The sequence below is a fragment of the Georgenia subflava genome (assembly GCF_009193155.1).
Taxonomy (GTDB): Bacteria; Actinomycetota; Actinomycetes; order Actinomycetales; family Actinomycetaceae; genus Georgenia; species Georgenia subflava.
On sequence record NZ_VUKD01000003.1, the window covers coordinates 226,556 to 241,599 of the forward strand.

Sequence of the window (15,044 nt, forward strand, 5' to 3'; positions counted from 1 at the left end):
TGCGCTCTACGTCCGCGGCTCGCGCCCGGCGGGCTGCGTCGGCTCGGCCAGCAGCGGCGCCGGCTCGCGCAGCGGCACGTGCACCGGGCGGCCCGGGCCGACGTCGTACGCCGCGCCGTCGACGGTGACGGCGAGCGGCCCGTCGCCGCGCCGGAGCGTGATCGTCGTGCCCTCGCGGGTCGTCTCGACGTGCAGCAGCGCCCCGCGCCAGGTGACGTGGTAGGCGGTGCGGGTGATCGTCGAGGGCAGCAGCGGGGAGAGCTCGAGGGTGGCCTGGTCCTCGCGCAGCCCGCCCAGGCCGGCGACCAGGGCGAGCCACGCACCGGCGACCGAGGCCAGGTGCAGCCCCTCGGCCGTGTCGCCCTGGACGTCCAGCAGGTCCACCAGCGCGCTCTCGCGCAGGTAGCGCAGCGCCAGGTCGGGGTGGTCGGCCTGCGCGCAGACGACCGCCTGGATCGCGGCCGAGAGCGAGGAGTCGCGCACCGTCCGCGCCTCGTAGTAGTCGAGGTCGCGGGCGACCTCCTCGGCGGTGAAGTCCTCGCGGCACCACCACAGCGCCTGCACCAGGTCGGCCTGCTTGACCACCTGACGCCGGTAGAACTTCGCGTAGTGCTGGTGCTCCTGCACGGGGTAGGAGTGGCGCTTGTCCTCGAACCGCCACTCGCGGTAGGTGGTGAAGCTCTGGTTCGCCGGGTGGACCCGCAGGCCCTCGTCCCACGGCACATAGACCGCCGCGGCGGCGGCGCGCCACCGGGCCGTCTCTGTGTGGTCCACCCCCAGCTCTGCCGCGTCCGACCGTTGGGCCTCGCAGGCCTCGGCGGCGCGGATCAGGTTGCGCCGCGCCATGAGGTTGGTGAAGACGTTGTCGTCGACGACGCCCGTGTACTCGTCCGGCCCGGTCATGCCGAACAGGTGCCAGCCGCCGGCCGCGTCCTCGTGGCCCATCGACATCCACAGCCGCGCCGTCTCCACCAGGACCGCCAGCCCGCCGACGGCGTCCAGGGACTCGCCCGTGACGTTGCCCCAGAGCCAGAACGCCCGGGAGACGTCCGCGTTGACGTGCATCGCCGCCGTGCTGGCCGGCCAGTAGGCGGAGACCTCGTGCCCGTCGATCGTGCGCCACGCGAAGGACGCGCCCTGCAGGTTCAGGACACCGGCGCGCTCGCGCGCCATGTCGAGCGTCGAGGCCCGCCACCGCAGCAGACGGGCGGCGGCGTCCGGCGCCAGCAGGGTGAGCGCGGGCACGACGAACCCCTCGATGTCCCAGAAGGTGTGGCCGCTGTACCCCGTCCCGGTCAGGCCCTTCGCCCCGACCGGGGCGCCGGAGATGGCCGCGGCGGAGCAGAACAGCTGGAAGACGTCGTACCGCAGCGCCTGCTGGAGCTGGGGGTCGCCGTCGATCTCGACGTCGGCGGTGGCCCACAGCTCGTCCAGCACCGAGCGCTGGGCGGCGAGCAGCCCGTCCCAGCCCCTGTCGCGGCCGGACCGCACGGCGGCGCGGGCCTGCGCGAGAAGGCTCTCGGCCTCGGCGTCGCGCGACCACGCGTACCCCAGCGTCTTGGTCAGCGTGAGGCTCTCCCCGGCGGCCAGGTCCGCGACGACGGTGGTGACGACGGCGTCGTCGTCGAGGTCGGTGCCGATGCGCGCGGCGCCCTCGACGTCGTGGTCCACCGCCGAGGCGACCGTCAGCCGCGACCCGTGGGTCCGCACCGCCAGCACCCCGCCGCGGGGGTCCGCCGCCCGGGCGAGGGTCTCGAAGGGGTGGTCCAGCGCCTCGGCGACGCGCGGGTCGTCGTTCTTCACCTCCGGCGGGGTGGCCCCGACCACCAGCTCGGAGCGCAGCACCACGTGCGCCGGGCCGTCGAGCGCGCGCACCTCGTAGCGCACGGCGCAGACCGACCGCTCGGCCAGGGACACCAGCCGTCGCGTGCGGACCTCGAGCGTGGTGCCGGACGGGGCCGTCCAGCGGACCTGCCGGTCGAGCGTGCCCGCGCGCAGGTCGAGCGTGCGCGAGTGCACGTCCGGCTCGGCCTCGCGCACGTCCAGCGGGCGGCCGTCGACGAGCAGGCGCACCGGCGTGCCGTCGGCGACGGAGATCATCGCCTGCCCCCGCTCGGGGTGCCCGTAGCCGCCTTCCGGGTAGGACAGCGGGTGCGTCTCGTAGACGCCGGAGAGGTACGTGCCGCGCGAGACGCACGGCTCCACCTCGTCGAGCGTCCCGCGGATACCGACGTAGCCGTTGGTCAGGCTGAGCACGGACTCTGCGACGGCGAGGGTCCCGGTGTCCACGTGCGGCTCGGTCAGGAGCCACGGGTCGACGTCGAAGGCCGGTGCGGTCACGGCGGTCCTCCACAGGTGCGCGGCGGGCGGGGCGCGGCTGCGTCCGCAGCACGCCTCTTCCTACCCCCTGGCGCGCCCGCGCGCGATCCGGGGACGCCGCCCGCCGCACTGCGGGTTCGCGACGCATCACCGGTCGACGGCCGTTCCCGACCACAACCTTCGATGCATGCGGCCTCAGCCGGACGACCGATGCCACCGGTGCGCCGCGTTCCTAGGGTCACCGTCATGGACACCTCGCCACGGAGCACGAACCAGCCCTCCGGGAACGACGATCGCACAGCGCCCATGGCACGCCCACAGCCGGATCCCCGCACGCCGGCCGATCGGCCCGGGCGGTGGGCGCCGTGGTGGATCTATCTCGTCGTCCTTCTCGGGGCGAACTACCTCCGCTCCTGGCTGATGCCCGTCGGGACGGTTCCCGAGGTCGCCGTCGTCGCCATCGGGCTGGCCCAGGCCGCCGTCCTGTTCGTCGTCGTCACGGCGCTGTGGCGGGTCGCCCGTCGCCCACGGCGCTGATCGGGCCGGCCGCAATCACTCGCTCGCCCACGGCGCTGATCAGGCCGGCCGTGATCACTCCGTCTGCCGGCGGGCACGGGTGGCCTCGCGGACGACCGCCCACGCGTCCGCCACCGGCCCGAGGTGGCCGAGCTTGTCTGGGTTGATCACTGTGCTGATCGTCTGGATCCGGCCCTCGAGGATGTCGAGGGCCCACGTGTTGACCACCTTGCCGTCGCGGTCACGGAAGATGGCACCCGGCTGGCCGTTCACCACGTGTGGCTCCACGACGCCACCGATCGTGGCGAACGACGGGGCGAGCGCCGCGAGCAGCCTGGCCACCTTCTCGACGCCGGCGACGCTCTCGCTCCACTGCGGGGCCTTCCCGCCGCTGTCACCGACCATCTGGACGTCGGCGGCGAGCAGCTCGCGCAGAGAGTCGACGTCGCCCTCGCGGAGCGCGTCGAAGAACCGTGCCGTCAGCTCCTCCTGGGCTCGCCGGTCCGCCTCGAACCGCGGGCGCCCCGCCTCCATGTGGCGGCGTGCGCGCACCGCCAGCTGGCGGCACGCCGCCTCCGAGCGCCCCACGGCCGAGGCGACCTCGGCGAAGCCGAATCCGAACACCTCCCGCAGCACGAAGACCGCGCGCTCGAGCGGGCTGAGCCGCTCGAGCAGCAGCAGCGCGGCCATCGACACCGAGTCGGCCAGCTCCGCCGATCGCGCCGGATCCTGGTACGGATCGCTGACGAGCGGCTCGGGCAGCCACTGCCCGACGTACCGCTCGCGCCGGACCCGGGCCGAGCGCAGCACGTCGATCGAGATCCGGGTGACCACTGCCGAGAGGAACGCCTTGACCGACGAGGGCCGGGTGGGGGAGGCGTCGAAGCGCAGCCAGGTCTCCTGGACCGCGTCCTCCGCCTCGCTCACGCTGCCGAGGATGCGGTAGGCGATCGCGAACAGCAGCGGGCGCAGGTCCTCGAACTCCTCCGCCGGGGTCACGCCAGCTCCTCCCGGAACCCGTGCCGCCACGACGGGTACCGCAGTACCCACCCGAGCTCGCGCTTGGCCTTGGCGTTGGAGAAGCCACGGCCCTCGGTCATCATCGTCACCACCCACTCTCCGGCGAGCAGCCGGGCGAGCCACGTCGGGACCCGCATCGGCGGCTTCGCCCCGGCGCGCTCTGCCAGGTACGGCAGCCACTCGCTGACCGGGGCCGGTTCGTCGTCGACGATGTTGAACACCCCGGTCGCGCGCTGCTCCACTGCCAGCACGGTAGCGCTCGCAGCGTCGTCGAGATGGACCCACGAGGTGTGGCCGGTGCCGCCGCCGACGAGGGGGAACTGTCGCTTGCGCACGGGGGCGACGAGGGCCTCGGTGGCGCCCGGTCCGTAGAGCCATCCGTACCGCAGGACGGCGCCGCCGGCGCTGCCGACCGCGTCCTCGACGTGCCGGATCGCCCGGGCGCCCTCGGGTGCGCTCCTGGGGCCCGGGTCCAGGGGTTCCTCCTCGGTCTTCACCCAGCCGCCCTCGCGGATCCCGTTCCAGCTGGCGTAGCTCTGCGCGACGACGTGGGCGACGCCGGTCGCCTCCGCCGCCGCCAGCAGGTGGTCCGTCCCCTCGGTGCGCAGCCGGTTGGTGGTGGCGAACCACCTGTCGGGATGCTTCATGTCGGGTCTGGGCGCGATGGCGGTCATCTGGTGCACGACGACGTCCGGCCGGGCCGTGGCCACCGCCTCACCGACGGAGTCCGCCTTCAGGCCGTCCATGACCACGCCCTCGGCGCCGAGCCGCTCCAGCAGCCCCAGCTTCGCCGGGTTGGTCGTCGTCGCGACCACCTGGTGACCGCGGGCGACCAGCTGCGGCACCAGCCGCTGTCCCAGCACTCCCGCACCGCCTGCCACGAACACACGCATGTCCTTCACCTTCCCTCGGTCCTCGTTCACCAGGGCACCGGGCCGTTCTCGTCGAAGAACCCGCCGGTCGGGCCGTCCGGTCCCAGGGTCGCCAGCCGTACCAGGACGGCGGACCCCTGTGCCGGGGTGAGGTACCCGTCGTGGTTGTTGCTGTCGGTGTCGACGTAGCCGGGGTCGCCGGCGTTGACGAGGATGCCCTCCTGGCGCAGCTCGTTGGCGTACTGCACCGTCAGCGCGGTGAGCGCGCTCTTGGACGGCGCGTACGCCGCCGACGCGGGCAGCGCCGCCAGTGGGCCCGCCGGGTCGCCGGCGGCCGTCAGCGACGCGATGCCGCTGCTGACGTTGACGATGCGCGGCGCCCGTGAGCGCCGCAGCAGCGGCAGCATGGCGTTGGTCACCGCGATCACCCCGAAGACGTTCGTCTCGAACACCCTCCGGACCATGTCCAGGTCGACCGAGCTGGGGACCTGGTCGAGGGCGTCAGCCGGAGCGACCTGACCGGAACCGGTGATGCCGGCGTTGTTGATCAGCACGTCGAGGTGGCCGAAGCGTTCCTCGACCGCCTGTGCTGCCGCCTGGACGGTGGCCGGGTCGGTGACGTCCACGGTGATCGCGTGCGCGCCGTGACCCGCGTCGCGCAGCGTCGCTGCGGCGGTCTCGCCGCGTCCGGGGTCCCGGGCGCCGAGCAGGACCGTCATGCCCAGTCCGGCAAGCTGCTCGGCGGCCGCGCGGCCGATGCCCTTGTTCGCGCCGGTGACCAGCGCGACCTTCGGCCGTGTGGTGTGCTCGTTCATGTCCAGCTCCCTTCTGTCGCGTCGGGGGTTCGTCGCAGAACCTTGCTTCATGACCATGACGAGACAGCCGGGTCGGTCTGTGACATGGGAAGCTCGGGCACCGCACCGTGCGCGGTGGTGCCGCGACCTGGCTCCGGGACCGCACCGTGCGGGGCGGTGCCGCGACCTGGCTCCGGCACCGCACCGTGCGCGGCGGTGCCGCGAGCCTGGCTCCGGCACCGCTACGTGGTCTGGCGCAGCCGCAGTCCTGCGCTTCGGCGCGGCGTGGTCTGGCGCTGCGCAGTCTGGACACCGCGGGGCGGGAGTGTGAGCGGGGATCGGGGCGGAGGGGCTGTCAGGACGCCCGGGCGATGACTGCCTCGACCACCCGGTCCAGCGAGCCGGGAGCGACGTCGAGGTAGAGGTTGGGCTCGACCGCCTCGAGCTCCATCACCACCGGCCTGCCGTCGGGGCCGGCGACGAGGTCGACGCGGGCGTACAGCGGCACGTAGTCGAACCTGTCGGTGACGTGGTCGAGGACTGCCGTCGCGACCTGCAGCTCGGCGTCCGTCGCGTCGCCGGCGACCACCAGGTCGGGATCGAACATCGCCGCGGCCGCCACGACCCCGTTGTCGAGCACCGGGGCGACCTCGTCCGCGCGGAGCACGGCACGCTTGCGCAGGATGTGGCTCGGCGTGCCGTCGATGCAGACCACGGCGGTCTCGCCCCGGGTGTCGACCGAGGCGAGGTACGGCTGGATCATCGCCGTCCGGCCGCCGGCGTGGATGTGCGCGACGAGGTCGGCGGCGAGGTGGTGCGTGCGGGGGCTGAAGCGACCGGTGTCGTTGCCGCCCGCCGACACGGCCGGCTTCACGACGATCTCGCCCGTCAACGGCGGCAACGGGTCGCCCGGCAGGACGTAGGTGGTCGGGACGACGCCGATGCCGGCCTCGGCCAGATCGGCCAGGTAGTGCTTGTCGCTGTTCCAGCGCACCAGAGCGGCGCTGTTGTGCAGGCGCGGCCCGACGGCGTCGGCCCAGGCGACGAACTCGTCGCGGCGGGTCGAGTAGTCCCAGGTGGAGCGGATGACGACGGCGTCGAACGAGCTCCAGTCGACCCCGTCCGCGTCCCACGGGACGCGCCGGACCTCGACGCCGCGGCGGCCGAGCGCCTCGGCCAGGCGCTCGTCGTCGCGGAACTCCGGGGGCACGGCCACGATCGTCGCAATGGCTACTCGCACGCCCAGACTGTACGTCGCACCTCGGCCACCGACGGGTCGGCCCGCCGCGGATGGGGCATGCTGGGGACGCTGCGTGCCACCCAGCCCGTGCTGATCGAAGGAGATCACCATGACCAGCGACACGACCGCGTCAGCCCCGACCGGGCGCCCGTGGAACGACCTGTCCCGCTCCCCGAGGGAACGTGCCGAGCTCCTGGTGAAGGCCATGACGCTCGAGCAGAAGATCGCCCAGCTGCACGGGTCGATGCAGACGATCGACATCTACTCGCTCACGGCGGACATGGGCTCGCTCAGCGGCGAGGAGATGGAGCAGCTGGCTGCCCAGATCCGGGTCGAGCGGCACGTCGCGGGGATCGAGGAGCTGGGCATCCCGCGCTTCCGCATCACCAACGGACCGGTCGGCGTCGGGATGGGCGACGGGCACCCGAGCCCGCCGGCCACCGCCCTGCCGATGACGATCGGGCTCGCCGCCGGCTTCGACGCCGCGCTCGCGCACGAGTACGGCTCGGTCATCGGCTCGGAGACCGCCACGCTCGGCCAGCACGTCCTCGAGGGGCCCGGGGTGTGCCTGCACCGCCTGCCGACGGCGGGCCGCAACTTCGAGTACTTCTCCGAGGACCCGTACCTCTCCGGCGTGATGGGCGTCGCCGTCACCCGGGCGATCCAGGGCCACGACGTCATCGCGATGGGCAAGCACTACGTCGTCAACGACCAGGAGTACGAGCGGTTCCGCACCAACGTGGAGGTGGACGAGCGGACCCTGCGCGAGCTGTACCTCCTGCCCTTCGAGATGCTCGTCAAGGACGCCGGCATCGCCGCAATCATGAGCGCGTACAACCGCGTCCGTGGCACCTACGCCACCGAGAACCGCTACACCCTGCACACGATCCTGCGCGAGGAGTGGGGCTTCGAGGGCTACGTCCAGTCCGACTTCTGGTCGACGCGCTCGGCGGCGCCCTCGATCAACGCCGGCCTGGACCACGAGATGCCGGACGCGAAGTGGCTGGGCGAGGACAACGTCAAGGCGGCGCTGCAGGACACCAGCCTGGAGATCGAGACGGTCGACCGGGCGCTGGTGCGCCGCTACACGCAGATGATCCGCTTCGGCCAGCTCGAGCGCCCCTACGCCCCCGGGGAGATCGACGCCGAGGCGCACGGCGCCGTCTCCCGGCGCATCGGCGAGCAGATCGCCGTCCTGCTCAAGAACGAGAACGGGACGCTCCCGCTCGACCCGGGCGTCGGCACCATCGCGGTCATCGGGCAGGCGACGTACGTCGACCAGGCCTGCCTCGGCGGCGGCGGCAGCTCGAAGGTCGACCCGCTCTACACCGTCCCGCCGGTGCCGGGCCTGCAGGACGTCCTCGACGGCCTCGGCTCCTCGGACGTCATCACCAAGGTCACGGTCGCCGACGACCTGTCGAACCTGGCGGAGGCGAGGTCGGCCGCCGAGAGCGCCGACGTCGTCGTCATCATGGCTGGTCTGGTGGCCACCGAGGGGGCGGACCAGGCGGACGCCAACATGCTGAACGACCAGAACCGGATGATCGCCGAGATCGGGCCGGTCAACCCCAGGACCGTCGTCGTCCTCAAGGACGGAAACCCGATCCTCATGCCGTGGATCGACGCCGTGCCCGCGGTCCTGGAGGTCTGGAACCAGGGGAGCGAGGACGGGCACGTCGTCGCCGACCTGCTCCTCGGCGTCGTCAACCCCTCCGGCAAGCTGCCGACGACCTACCCGAGGTCGTGGGACGACACGCCGTTCGCCGGCCACCCGGAGCGGTACCCCGGCACCGACGAGGGCGCCGGCTACCCGGTGATCCGCTACACCGAGGGCCTGCGGATGGGGTACCGCTGGTACCAGTCGGAGGGCATCGAGCCGCTGTTCCCGTTCGGGTTCGGGCTGTCCTACTCGACCTTCGACATCTCCGACCTCACGGTCGGGCCGACCGAGACCGACGGCACCGCGCCGCTGAGTGTCGAGGTGACCGTCACCAACACCGGTGACCGTGCCGGTGCCGAGGTCGTGCAGGTCTACCTCGAGCTGCCCACGTCCGCGGGCGAGCCGCCCAGGCGCCTCGTCGGCTTCGCGAAGGTCCGCCTCGAGCCGGGCGCGGCCGAGCGTGCCAGCGTGCGGATCGACCCGGCCGCGACCAACCACCCGCTGTCCGTGTGGGACGACGGCGCGCACGACTTCGTCGTCGTGCCGGGGGAGTACACCGTCCACGTCGGCACGTCCAGCGCGGACACACCTCTGACGGCGGCCGTGACCGTGCGCTGAGCACGGCTGCTGCCGCAGCACGTACCGCCCCCGGACGGCGGCCGTGACGGTGCGCTGAGCGCGGCTGCTGCCGCGGGACGTACCGCCCGCCGACGGCGGCCGTGACCGTGCGCCGGGCACCGGCCGCCGTCGCGGCACGTACCGCGCAGCAGTCGAACTCCTACCGCCTCGTCAGGACGAGGACTCGAGGTTGAGGATGTTGCCGTCCGGGTCCGTGAACCACACCGCCTTCGCATCCATCCCCGACACTGTCGCGACGCCGTCGTCCCAGGTCATTCCGTCCATCTCGAAGGTCTGGAACTCGACGCCGGCGGACCGCAGCGCGGCGACCTCGTCGTCGAACGCGTCGGCGGGGACCTGGAAGGAGACGGCGGTGGCCTTGTTGGTGCCGGCGTAGGCGGAGACATAGACCATGAGCTGACCCGCCCCGGCCTTGTACATCAACCCCTCGCCCTCGAAGGTCTCGCCGGCGGCGAACCCCAGGGTGCCCTCGTAGAACTCCCGCGCGGCGGCGAGGTCCTTCACGGCGAGCGCCGGGACCGGGTTGTAGGTGGAGAGCATGACGACCTCCCGCGCGGACCGGGCGACCGTCGACCGGTCGGCACCTTGACGATAGGTCTCGCCGAGGCGCCGGTCAACGGTCCGTCAGGCACCGATCACCGCGGCCTACGCACCCGCGAAGAACGCCGCCACGGCCGCCCCGAGCGCGACGAGGTCGGCCACGTGCGCGAGCTCGCGCGCCGAGTGCATCGACAGCAGCGGGACCCCGACGTCGACCGTGCGGATGCCCAGCCGGGTGGCCGTCAGCGGGCCGATCGTGGACCCGCACGGGATCGTGTTGTTGGAGACGAACGGCTGCGACGGGACCCCGGCGCGCTCGCAGGCGCGCGCCCACAGCGCGCTGCCGTGCGCGTCGGTGGCGTAGCGCTGGTTGGCGTTGATCTTCAGCAGCGGACCCGCTCCGAGGGTGGGGACGGTGACCGGGTCGTGCCGCTCCGCGTAGTTCGGGTGCACCCCGTGCCCGGCGTCGGCCGAGACGCACCACGAGCCCGCGTAGGCGCGCAGCCGTTCGTCGGCGGTCCCGCCGGAGACGCGGGTGAGGACGTCGTCCAGGAAGGGCCCGCTCGCGCCGGACCGCGACTGCGAGCCGAGCTCCTCGTGGTCGAAGGCCGCGAGCACGCTGACGTGCCCGGCGTCGTCGGGGGCGCCGAGCAGGGCCGTGAGCCCGGCGTGCACGGCGGTGAGGTTGTCCATCCGGCCGGCCGCGAAGAGGTGCTCGTCCAGCCCGAAGCGCCGCGGTGGCTGGGTGTCCGCGGCGAGCACGTCGTGGCCGACCACGTCGTCGGCGCTCAGCCCCGCGGAGGCGGCGAGGCGCTCGAGGACGTCACCGTGGTCGCCGATCCCGAACACCGGGTTCAGGTGCCGCTGCCGGTCGAGCTTCAGGCCGTCGTTGACCTGCCGGTCGAGGTGCACGGCCAGCTGGGGGATCCGCAGGTACGGTCCGGTGCGCACGAGGTGCTCCGCGCCGTCGCGCGTGACGACCCGCCCCGCTAGCTCGATCTCCCGGTCGAGCCAGGAGTTGAGCAGGGGGCCGCCGTACACCTCGACGCCGGCCTGCAGCCATCCGTGGCGCGCGTGCGTCGGGTTCGGCTTGAGCTTGAACCCGGGGGAGTCGGTGTGGGCGCCGAGGATCCGGAACGGGGTGGTGGCCGTGGCGGACGCCGGACGCGCCCAGGCGATGACGGCGCCGTCACGCAGCACGAAGTGCCGCCCGGGGGCCGTGAGGTCCTCGGTCTCCGCCAGCTGGTCGAACCCGGCGGCGCCCAGGCGACGGGCCACCTCCGCGGCCGCGTGGTACGACGACGGCGAGGCGGTGATGAACGCGGCGAGGTCGTCGGAGTGGGCGTGGACGTCGGGTGCGGCAGGGTTCTCGGGCACCGCCCCATCCAAGCATCCCGGGACCACGCCCCTCGACACGACGACCGCCCGGGCCCGCCCCGGGCGCTGTCGGGCGGTGCGCGGCGGCAGCCCGGTCAGCCTCCGCAGTGTGGGTGCGGGCCGAAGTGCGGGGACGGGGCGGCGTCGACCCGTCCCCGCAGTGGCTCACGGCCCGGTGATCCTCCCCTCGACCGTCGGCGCCACCGGGGAGCTGGCGGTGATGTGGTCGATCGTGACGAGGAGCAGGTCGTCGCCCGGCTGGAGGACGTCGGTGCCGCCGGCGAGCGCGGTGTAGCCGTCGCCGCCGGTGAACATGAAGTCGTTCGTGACGAGGCGGACGGTGTCTGTCGGGCCGATCGGCGTCTCCGGCCCGCCGACGCCCTCGGGCGTGAGCCACATCCCGGTGACCTCCGGCGTCGTGCCGTTGCAGGTGAACGTCAGGCGCAGACCGGAGACCTGCGGGAAGCGCCCGGTGTGGATCAGGCTGTCGCACACCGGGGAGAAGCCGTTGAGCAGCGCCTCCTCGAGCTGGGCGCCGGTGTACGTGGCGATCACCGTGCGGTTGCTGAACGGCAGGACGGCGAACATCTCGCCCCAGGTCACCTCGCACGGCGCCTCACCCGCGCTCGGCGGGCTGCACGTGAGATCGGCCCGCAGGCCGCCGGAGTTCGTCAGGGCGGCGTCGACGTCGGGGTACCTGGCGCGCATGGCGTCCGTCACGAGGTTGCCCATGGCCGACTCGGACAGCCGGTCGGGGTCGCGGAGCACGTCGGCCGCCTGCTCGCCGATGACCTGGTTGCGCAGCACCTCGGTCTCGGCGTTGGCCGCGTCGATGATCTCCTGCACGTCGGCCCGCGGGGTGACACCGACGGTCTTGGCCACCCGGGTCGCGCCGCCCGCCCACCTGACGTCACCGCCCCTGACCATGAGCTGGAGGACCGAGTAGCTCGCTCCCGCGTTGATGCCCTCGGTGATGAGGATGCCCTTGTACTCGAGGTTGGAGATGCGGTGGGTGTGCCCGACCACCATCGCGTCGACGGTCGTGCCCTCGAGCGCGTCGGCGATCTCCAGCACGGGGCCGGCCCACGGCTCGCCCGGCGTGGTCCCGACGGTGTTCGTGCCGGTCGACGTGCCCTCGTGGACGACGACGATCTGGACGCGCACGCCGTGCCGGCGCAGCCGTTCGGACTCCGCCCGCAGCGCGGGTCCCTCGGGCAGGAACTCCAGACCCTCGGTCGCGCCGGCCGCGACCAGCTCGGGGGTGTCCTCGAGCCCGGCACCGATGACGCCGACCTTGACGCCGTCGATCCGCAGCACGATCGAGGGGGTGACCCAGTCGGGCCGCTCACCGGTCGCCGCGTCCACGATGTTGGTCGCGAGGAACGGGAAGTCGGCCCGCTCCTGGTGGGCGAGGAGACGTTCGACGCCGTAGTCGAACTCGTGGTTGCCGTAGGAGGTGGCGTCCAGCCCCCACGCGTTCTCGACGTCGATGGCCGGCCGGTCCTCCAGCAGCCCGGAGTTGGCCGGCGAGGCGCCGACGTTGTCCCCGGCGGCCACGATCAGGCCCTCGCCGGGCAGCGCCGCGAGCTCCTCGTCGAAGAGCGTGGCGAGGAACGCCGCACCACCGACCGGCGCGTTGATCGCGTTGTCGAACGCCATGGTCGTGGGTTCCAGCTGTCCGTGGAAGTCGTTGATGCCGACGACCGACAGCGGCTTGTAGGAGCTGCCGCCGCGGACGGCGTCGAGGAGCACCGTCCCCTGGCTGTGCTGGGGCTGGGGGATGTCGAGGAGGAACGCCAGGGTCGGGGCCAGGTCGATCGAGCGGGCGGTGACCTCGCCCCTGGCGATGCCGGTGCCGCCGGCGATGAAGGTGGCCCGCATGTTGACGTTCGCGTCGAGGTCCTGCACGTCCGGCACGTAGCCGTGCTGACCGAAGAAGTGCGACGGCGACACCAGGGTGCCCGGGGTGGCGGCGTCGAACTGGTAGGGCGGGGTGGCGAAGACGACGAGGTCGCCCGTGCGGGTCGGGTGCGCCATGTCGGTGGTGGAGTCGGGCCCGTTGGGGATGTACCGCGCCTCGGCCCGGGTGAAGGCGCGGTCGATGACCGGCCAGTCCTCCGGGGCGCCGTCGTGGGTCCAGTCGTTGGGGTCCGTCAGTGCGAGGAAGGCCTCCTCGATCGCCGCGACCGTCGCAGCCTCGTCGGCCGCCGCCACCTGCTGGAAGTCTGGGACGTCGTCCGCCGGGTCGGCCGCGGGGTCGCGGCCCTCGAGGTTGAGGTAGATCTGCACCGTGCCGCCTGCCCAGCAGGCCTTGGCCATGCCGATCGTCTCACCGGTGGCGGGCCGGCAGTTCGAGGTCTGCGGGGTCGAGAGCAGGCCCAGGTCGACGAGCACCTGGCTGGCGTCGACCGCGAGGAACTGCGGCGCGAAGCCGTGGTCCGAGGCGACGAACGTGGTGGGGTTGCGCCCGAGGAGGTCCCTGGCGAGCTCCAGGGTCTCGTCGGACTCGGCGTAGGCCTGCCGGATGAAGCCCTCGCGCGCGTCGACGCGGCCGTCCGCGACACCGTCGAGGTCGACGTCGTCGTAGGCGGGGTTGGGCTCCCCGTTCATCAGCTCGGGGCTGACGAGCCCGAGGAACTGGTGCTGGAACTCGTCGGTGGTCGGCATGCCGACGAGGAAGAGGTCGGGATCATAGGTGTCGGCGACGTACTCCATCATCGGGTGGTGCGCCGTCGACCAGTACAGGCCCTGCTCGACGTAGGTCTCCTCGCTGGTGATGCCGGCCTCCAGGATGGCGAAGTCGGCGGCGGTGGACGTGGGGAACTCCGCAGCGAGGAACTCGTCGAACTCGGTGTAGCCCGGCTCGCCGGGCCAGGTGGGCCAGCTCGCGATCGCCCGGCTGACCGAGGTGTGGAAGAGGCGGACCCGGCTCAGGTCCGCCTCGAGCTCCTCGACCTTGACGAGCATCCCGGCGGTCGCGCCGTCCAGGTCTCCGCCGTCGACGGTCACCTTGACGTCGGCCCACTCGCCCTCGGCGAGGTCCCCGACGGCGTCCCCGCCGTCCTTGGTCCGCGAGAGCAGCACCCGGTCGTAGCCCGTCGTGCCGTCGTCGGTGCTGTCGTAGAGGTAGGCGTTCAGGCCGTACTTGTCGACGCCGCCGTCGAGCACCCGCAGCCGCATCTCCATCGCGGGGCTGTGCGACTCGGGCACGTCGGTCCACCCGGTCGCGGTCGTCGGCTCCGCCCCGGGGAACGGGTCCTGCCCGGCGAAGCCGTCGGGGTGGTCGAACTGCAGCCCGAAGGCGGTGATGAAGCCGACGTCGTCGAACAGGACGTCGCCGGGGCCGCCCGTGAAGTTCGTCGCGACGCCGCGCCCGGAGAGGAAGGTCCGGAAGTCGATGGTGGGACCGTCGATCGAGGCGTTGCGCCCGCCCGCCCACTCGACCTGCGCCACCTTGAGGCCGCCACGCTCGGCGGACTGGGCGATCGACTCCGCCTGGAGCACCCCGGGGTCGAAGGCGGCGGTGCGGTTGCCGAACGGGTCGCCGAGCTTGTGGAAGGTGTTGTTGGTGGAGCCGTGCACGCCCGGCCAGGCGCCGGTGGCGAGGGTGTACCAGCCGGCCCCGGTGTTCGGCGGCGCCTGGGTGAGCAGGCCGCCGTCGGCCGCCCGGGTGCCGTGGCGGAGCAACGAGCGCATCTCGGGCATGAGCCCGTCACGCGCGTACTCCTCGACCAGGTCCTGCCGCAGCCCGTCCGAGGCGAAGAAGACGGCCTTGTCGACGTCGCGGGATCGGTGCTTGTCCCGGTGGTGTCCGTCGCCTCGACGGCGGTGGTCGTGACCGTCGTCCTGTCCTCCGCCGCCGCGGCGGTCCTCCCGGTCGGTGCGTCGGTCGTCGTCGCCGTCAGCGCGTTGCGCCGTCGCAGCCTTGACCGTGGCCGTGTCGGGACCTGGGGGTGCGGCGGTCGCAGGTACCGCCAGGAGCGAGAGAGCCGCGGCGAGGGCGGCGGCCGGGACGAGCGCGGGCTTGCGGGGCCTGGACATCTGATTCCTCCTGAACGCGCGGGGAC

At 72.9% G+C, this 15,044-nt stretch carries 10 protein-coding genes; 2 read left to right on the plus strand and 8 right to left on the minus strand.

What is annotated here, in order from left to right; translation table 11 throughout:
* Nucleotides 1–6: 6 nt before the first annotated feature.
* The gene (locus GD748_RS11115) at nucleotides 7–2,340 is read right to left on the minus strand and encodes a glycoside hydrolase family 65 protein (RefSeq protein WP_152195275.1); all 2,334 of its coding nucleotides are present in this window, start codon (nucleotides 2,338–2,340) and stop codon (nucleotides 7–9) included.
* Between the two features lie 285 nt (nucleotides 2,341–2,625).
* Here GD748_RS11115 and GD748_RS11120 point away from each other — a divergent pair, with 285 nt between their 5' ends.
* Nucleotides 2,626–2,856 (plus strand): hypothetical protein, encoded by a 231-nt coding sequence (locus GD748_RS11120; RefSeq protein WP_152195276.1) that lies wholly within the window; start codon nucleotides 2,626–2,628, stop codon nucleotides 2,854–2,856.
* Nucleotides 2,857–2,910: 54 nt separating this feature from the next.
* On the opposite strand, the gene GD748_RS11125 is transcribed toward GD748_RS11120, so the two are convergent.
* The 4 genes from GD748_RS11125 to GD748_RS11140 all read right to left on the minus strand — a co-directional run bounded on the left by GD748_RS11125 (nucleotide 2,911) and on the right by GD748_RS11140 (nucleotide 6,761).
* Nucleotides 2,911–3,834, minus strand: a complete 924-nt coding sequence (locus tag GD748_RS11125; RefSeq protein WP_152195277.1) for an RNA polymerase sigma-70 factor — start codon at nucleotides 3,832–3,834, stop codon at nucleotides 2,911–2,913.
* On the minus strand, nucleotides 3,831–4,748 hold the full coding sequence (locus GD748_RS11130; RefSeq protein WP_152195278.1) for an NAD-dependent epimerase/dehydratase family protein: 918 nt from the start codon (nucleotides 4,746–4,748) through the stop codon (nucleotides 3,831–3,833). Before GD748_RS11130 ends, GD748_RS11125 begins: the two co-directional genes overlap by 4 nt.
* 26 nt (nucleotides 4,749–4,774) lie before the next feature.
* Nucleotides 4,775–5,542, minus strand: coding sequence for an SDR family oxidoreductase (locus GD748_RS11135; protein WP_152195279.1), 768 nt, complete (start codon nucleotides 5,540–5,542; stop codon nucleotides 4,775–4,777).
* Between the two features lie 334 nt (nucleotides 5,543–5,876).
* Nucleotides 5,877–6,761: an ATP-grasp domain-containing protein gene (locus tag GD748_RS11140; RefSeq protein ID WP_152195280.1), complete on the minus strand. Its 885-nt coding sequence runs from the start codon at nucleotides 6,759–6,761 to the stop codon at nucleotides 5,877–5,879.
* A gap of 109 nt (nucleotides 6,762–6,870) precedes the next feature.
* Here GD748_RS11140 and GD748_RS11145 point away from each other — a divergent pair, with 109 nt between their 5' ends.
* Nucleotides 6,871–9,039 (plus strand): beta-glucosidase family protein, encoded by a 2,169-nt coding sequence (locus GD748_RS11145; RefSeq protein WP_152195281.1) that lies wholly within the window; start codon nucleotides 6,871–6,873, stop codon nucleotides 9,037–9,039.
* A gap of 171 nt (nucleotides 9,040–9,210) precedes the next feature.
* Here the strand turns inward: GD748_RS11145 and GD748_RS11150 are convergent, their stop codons facing one another.
* The 3 genes from GD748_RS11150 to GD748_RS11160 all read right to left on the minus strand — a co-directional run bounded on the left by GD748_RS11150 (nucleotide 9,211) and on the right by GD748_RS11160 (nucleotide 15,018).
* On the minus strand, nucleotides 9,211–9,600 hold the full coding sequence (locus GD748_RS11150) for a VOC family protein (protein ID WP_152195282.1): 390 nt from the start codon (nucleotides 9,598–9,600) through the stop codon (nucleotides 9,211–9,213).
* Nucleotides 9,601–9,705: 105 nt separating this feature from the next.
* Nucleotides 9,706–10,977 (minus strand): M18 family aminopeptidase, encoded by a 1,272-nt coding sequence (locus GD748_RS11155; RefSeq protein WP_152195283.1) that lies wholly within the window; start codon nucleotides 10,975–10,977, stop codon nucleotides 9,706–9,708.
* Nucleotides 10,978–11,142: 165 nt separating this feature from the next.
* On the minus strand, nucleotides 11,143–15,018 hold the full coding sequence (locus tag GD748_RS11160; protein ID WP_152195284.1) for a 5'-nucleotidase C-terminal domain-containing protein: 3,876 nt from the start codon (nucleotides 15,016–15,018) through the stop codon (nucleotides 11,143–11,145).
* Between the last annotated feature and the right edge of the window lie 26 nt (nucleotides 15,019–15,044).

Bases quoted from the DNA above. Each gene is read 5' to 3' on its own strand.
- GD748_RS11120 (WP_152195276.1), top strand. From the start codon at position 2,626: ATGGCACGCCCACAGCCGGATCCCCGCACGCCGGCCGATCGGCCCGGG.
- GD748_RS11150 (WP_152195282.1), bottom strand. From the start codon at position 9,600: ATGCTCTCCACCTACAACCCGGTCCCGGCGCTCGCCGTGAAGGACCTC.
- GD748_RS11145 (WP_152195281.1), top strand. From the start codon at position 6,871: ATGACCAGCGACACGACCGCGTCAGCCCCGACCGGGCGCCCGTGGAAC.
- GD748_RS11130 (WP_152195278.1), bottom strand. From the start codon at position 4,748: ATGCGTGTGTTCGTGGCAGGCGGTGCGGGAGTGCTGGGACAGCGGCTG.
- GD748_RS11135 (WP_152195279.1), bottom strand. From the start codon at position 5,542: ATGAACGAGCACACCACACGGCCGAAGGTCGCGCTGGTCACCGGCGCG.
- GD748_RS11160 (WP_152195284.1), bottom strand. From the start codon at position 15,018: ATGTCCAGGCCCCGCAAGCCCGCGCTCGTCCCGGCCGCCGCCCTCGCC.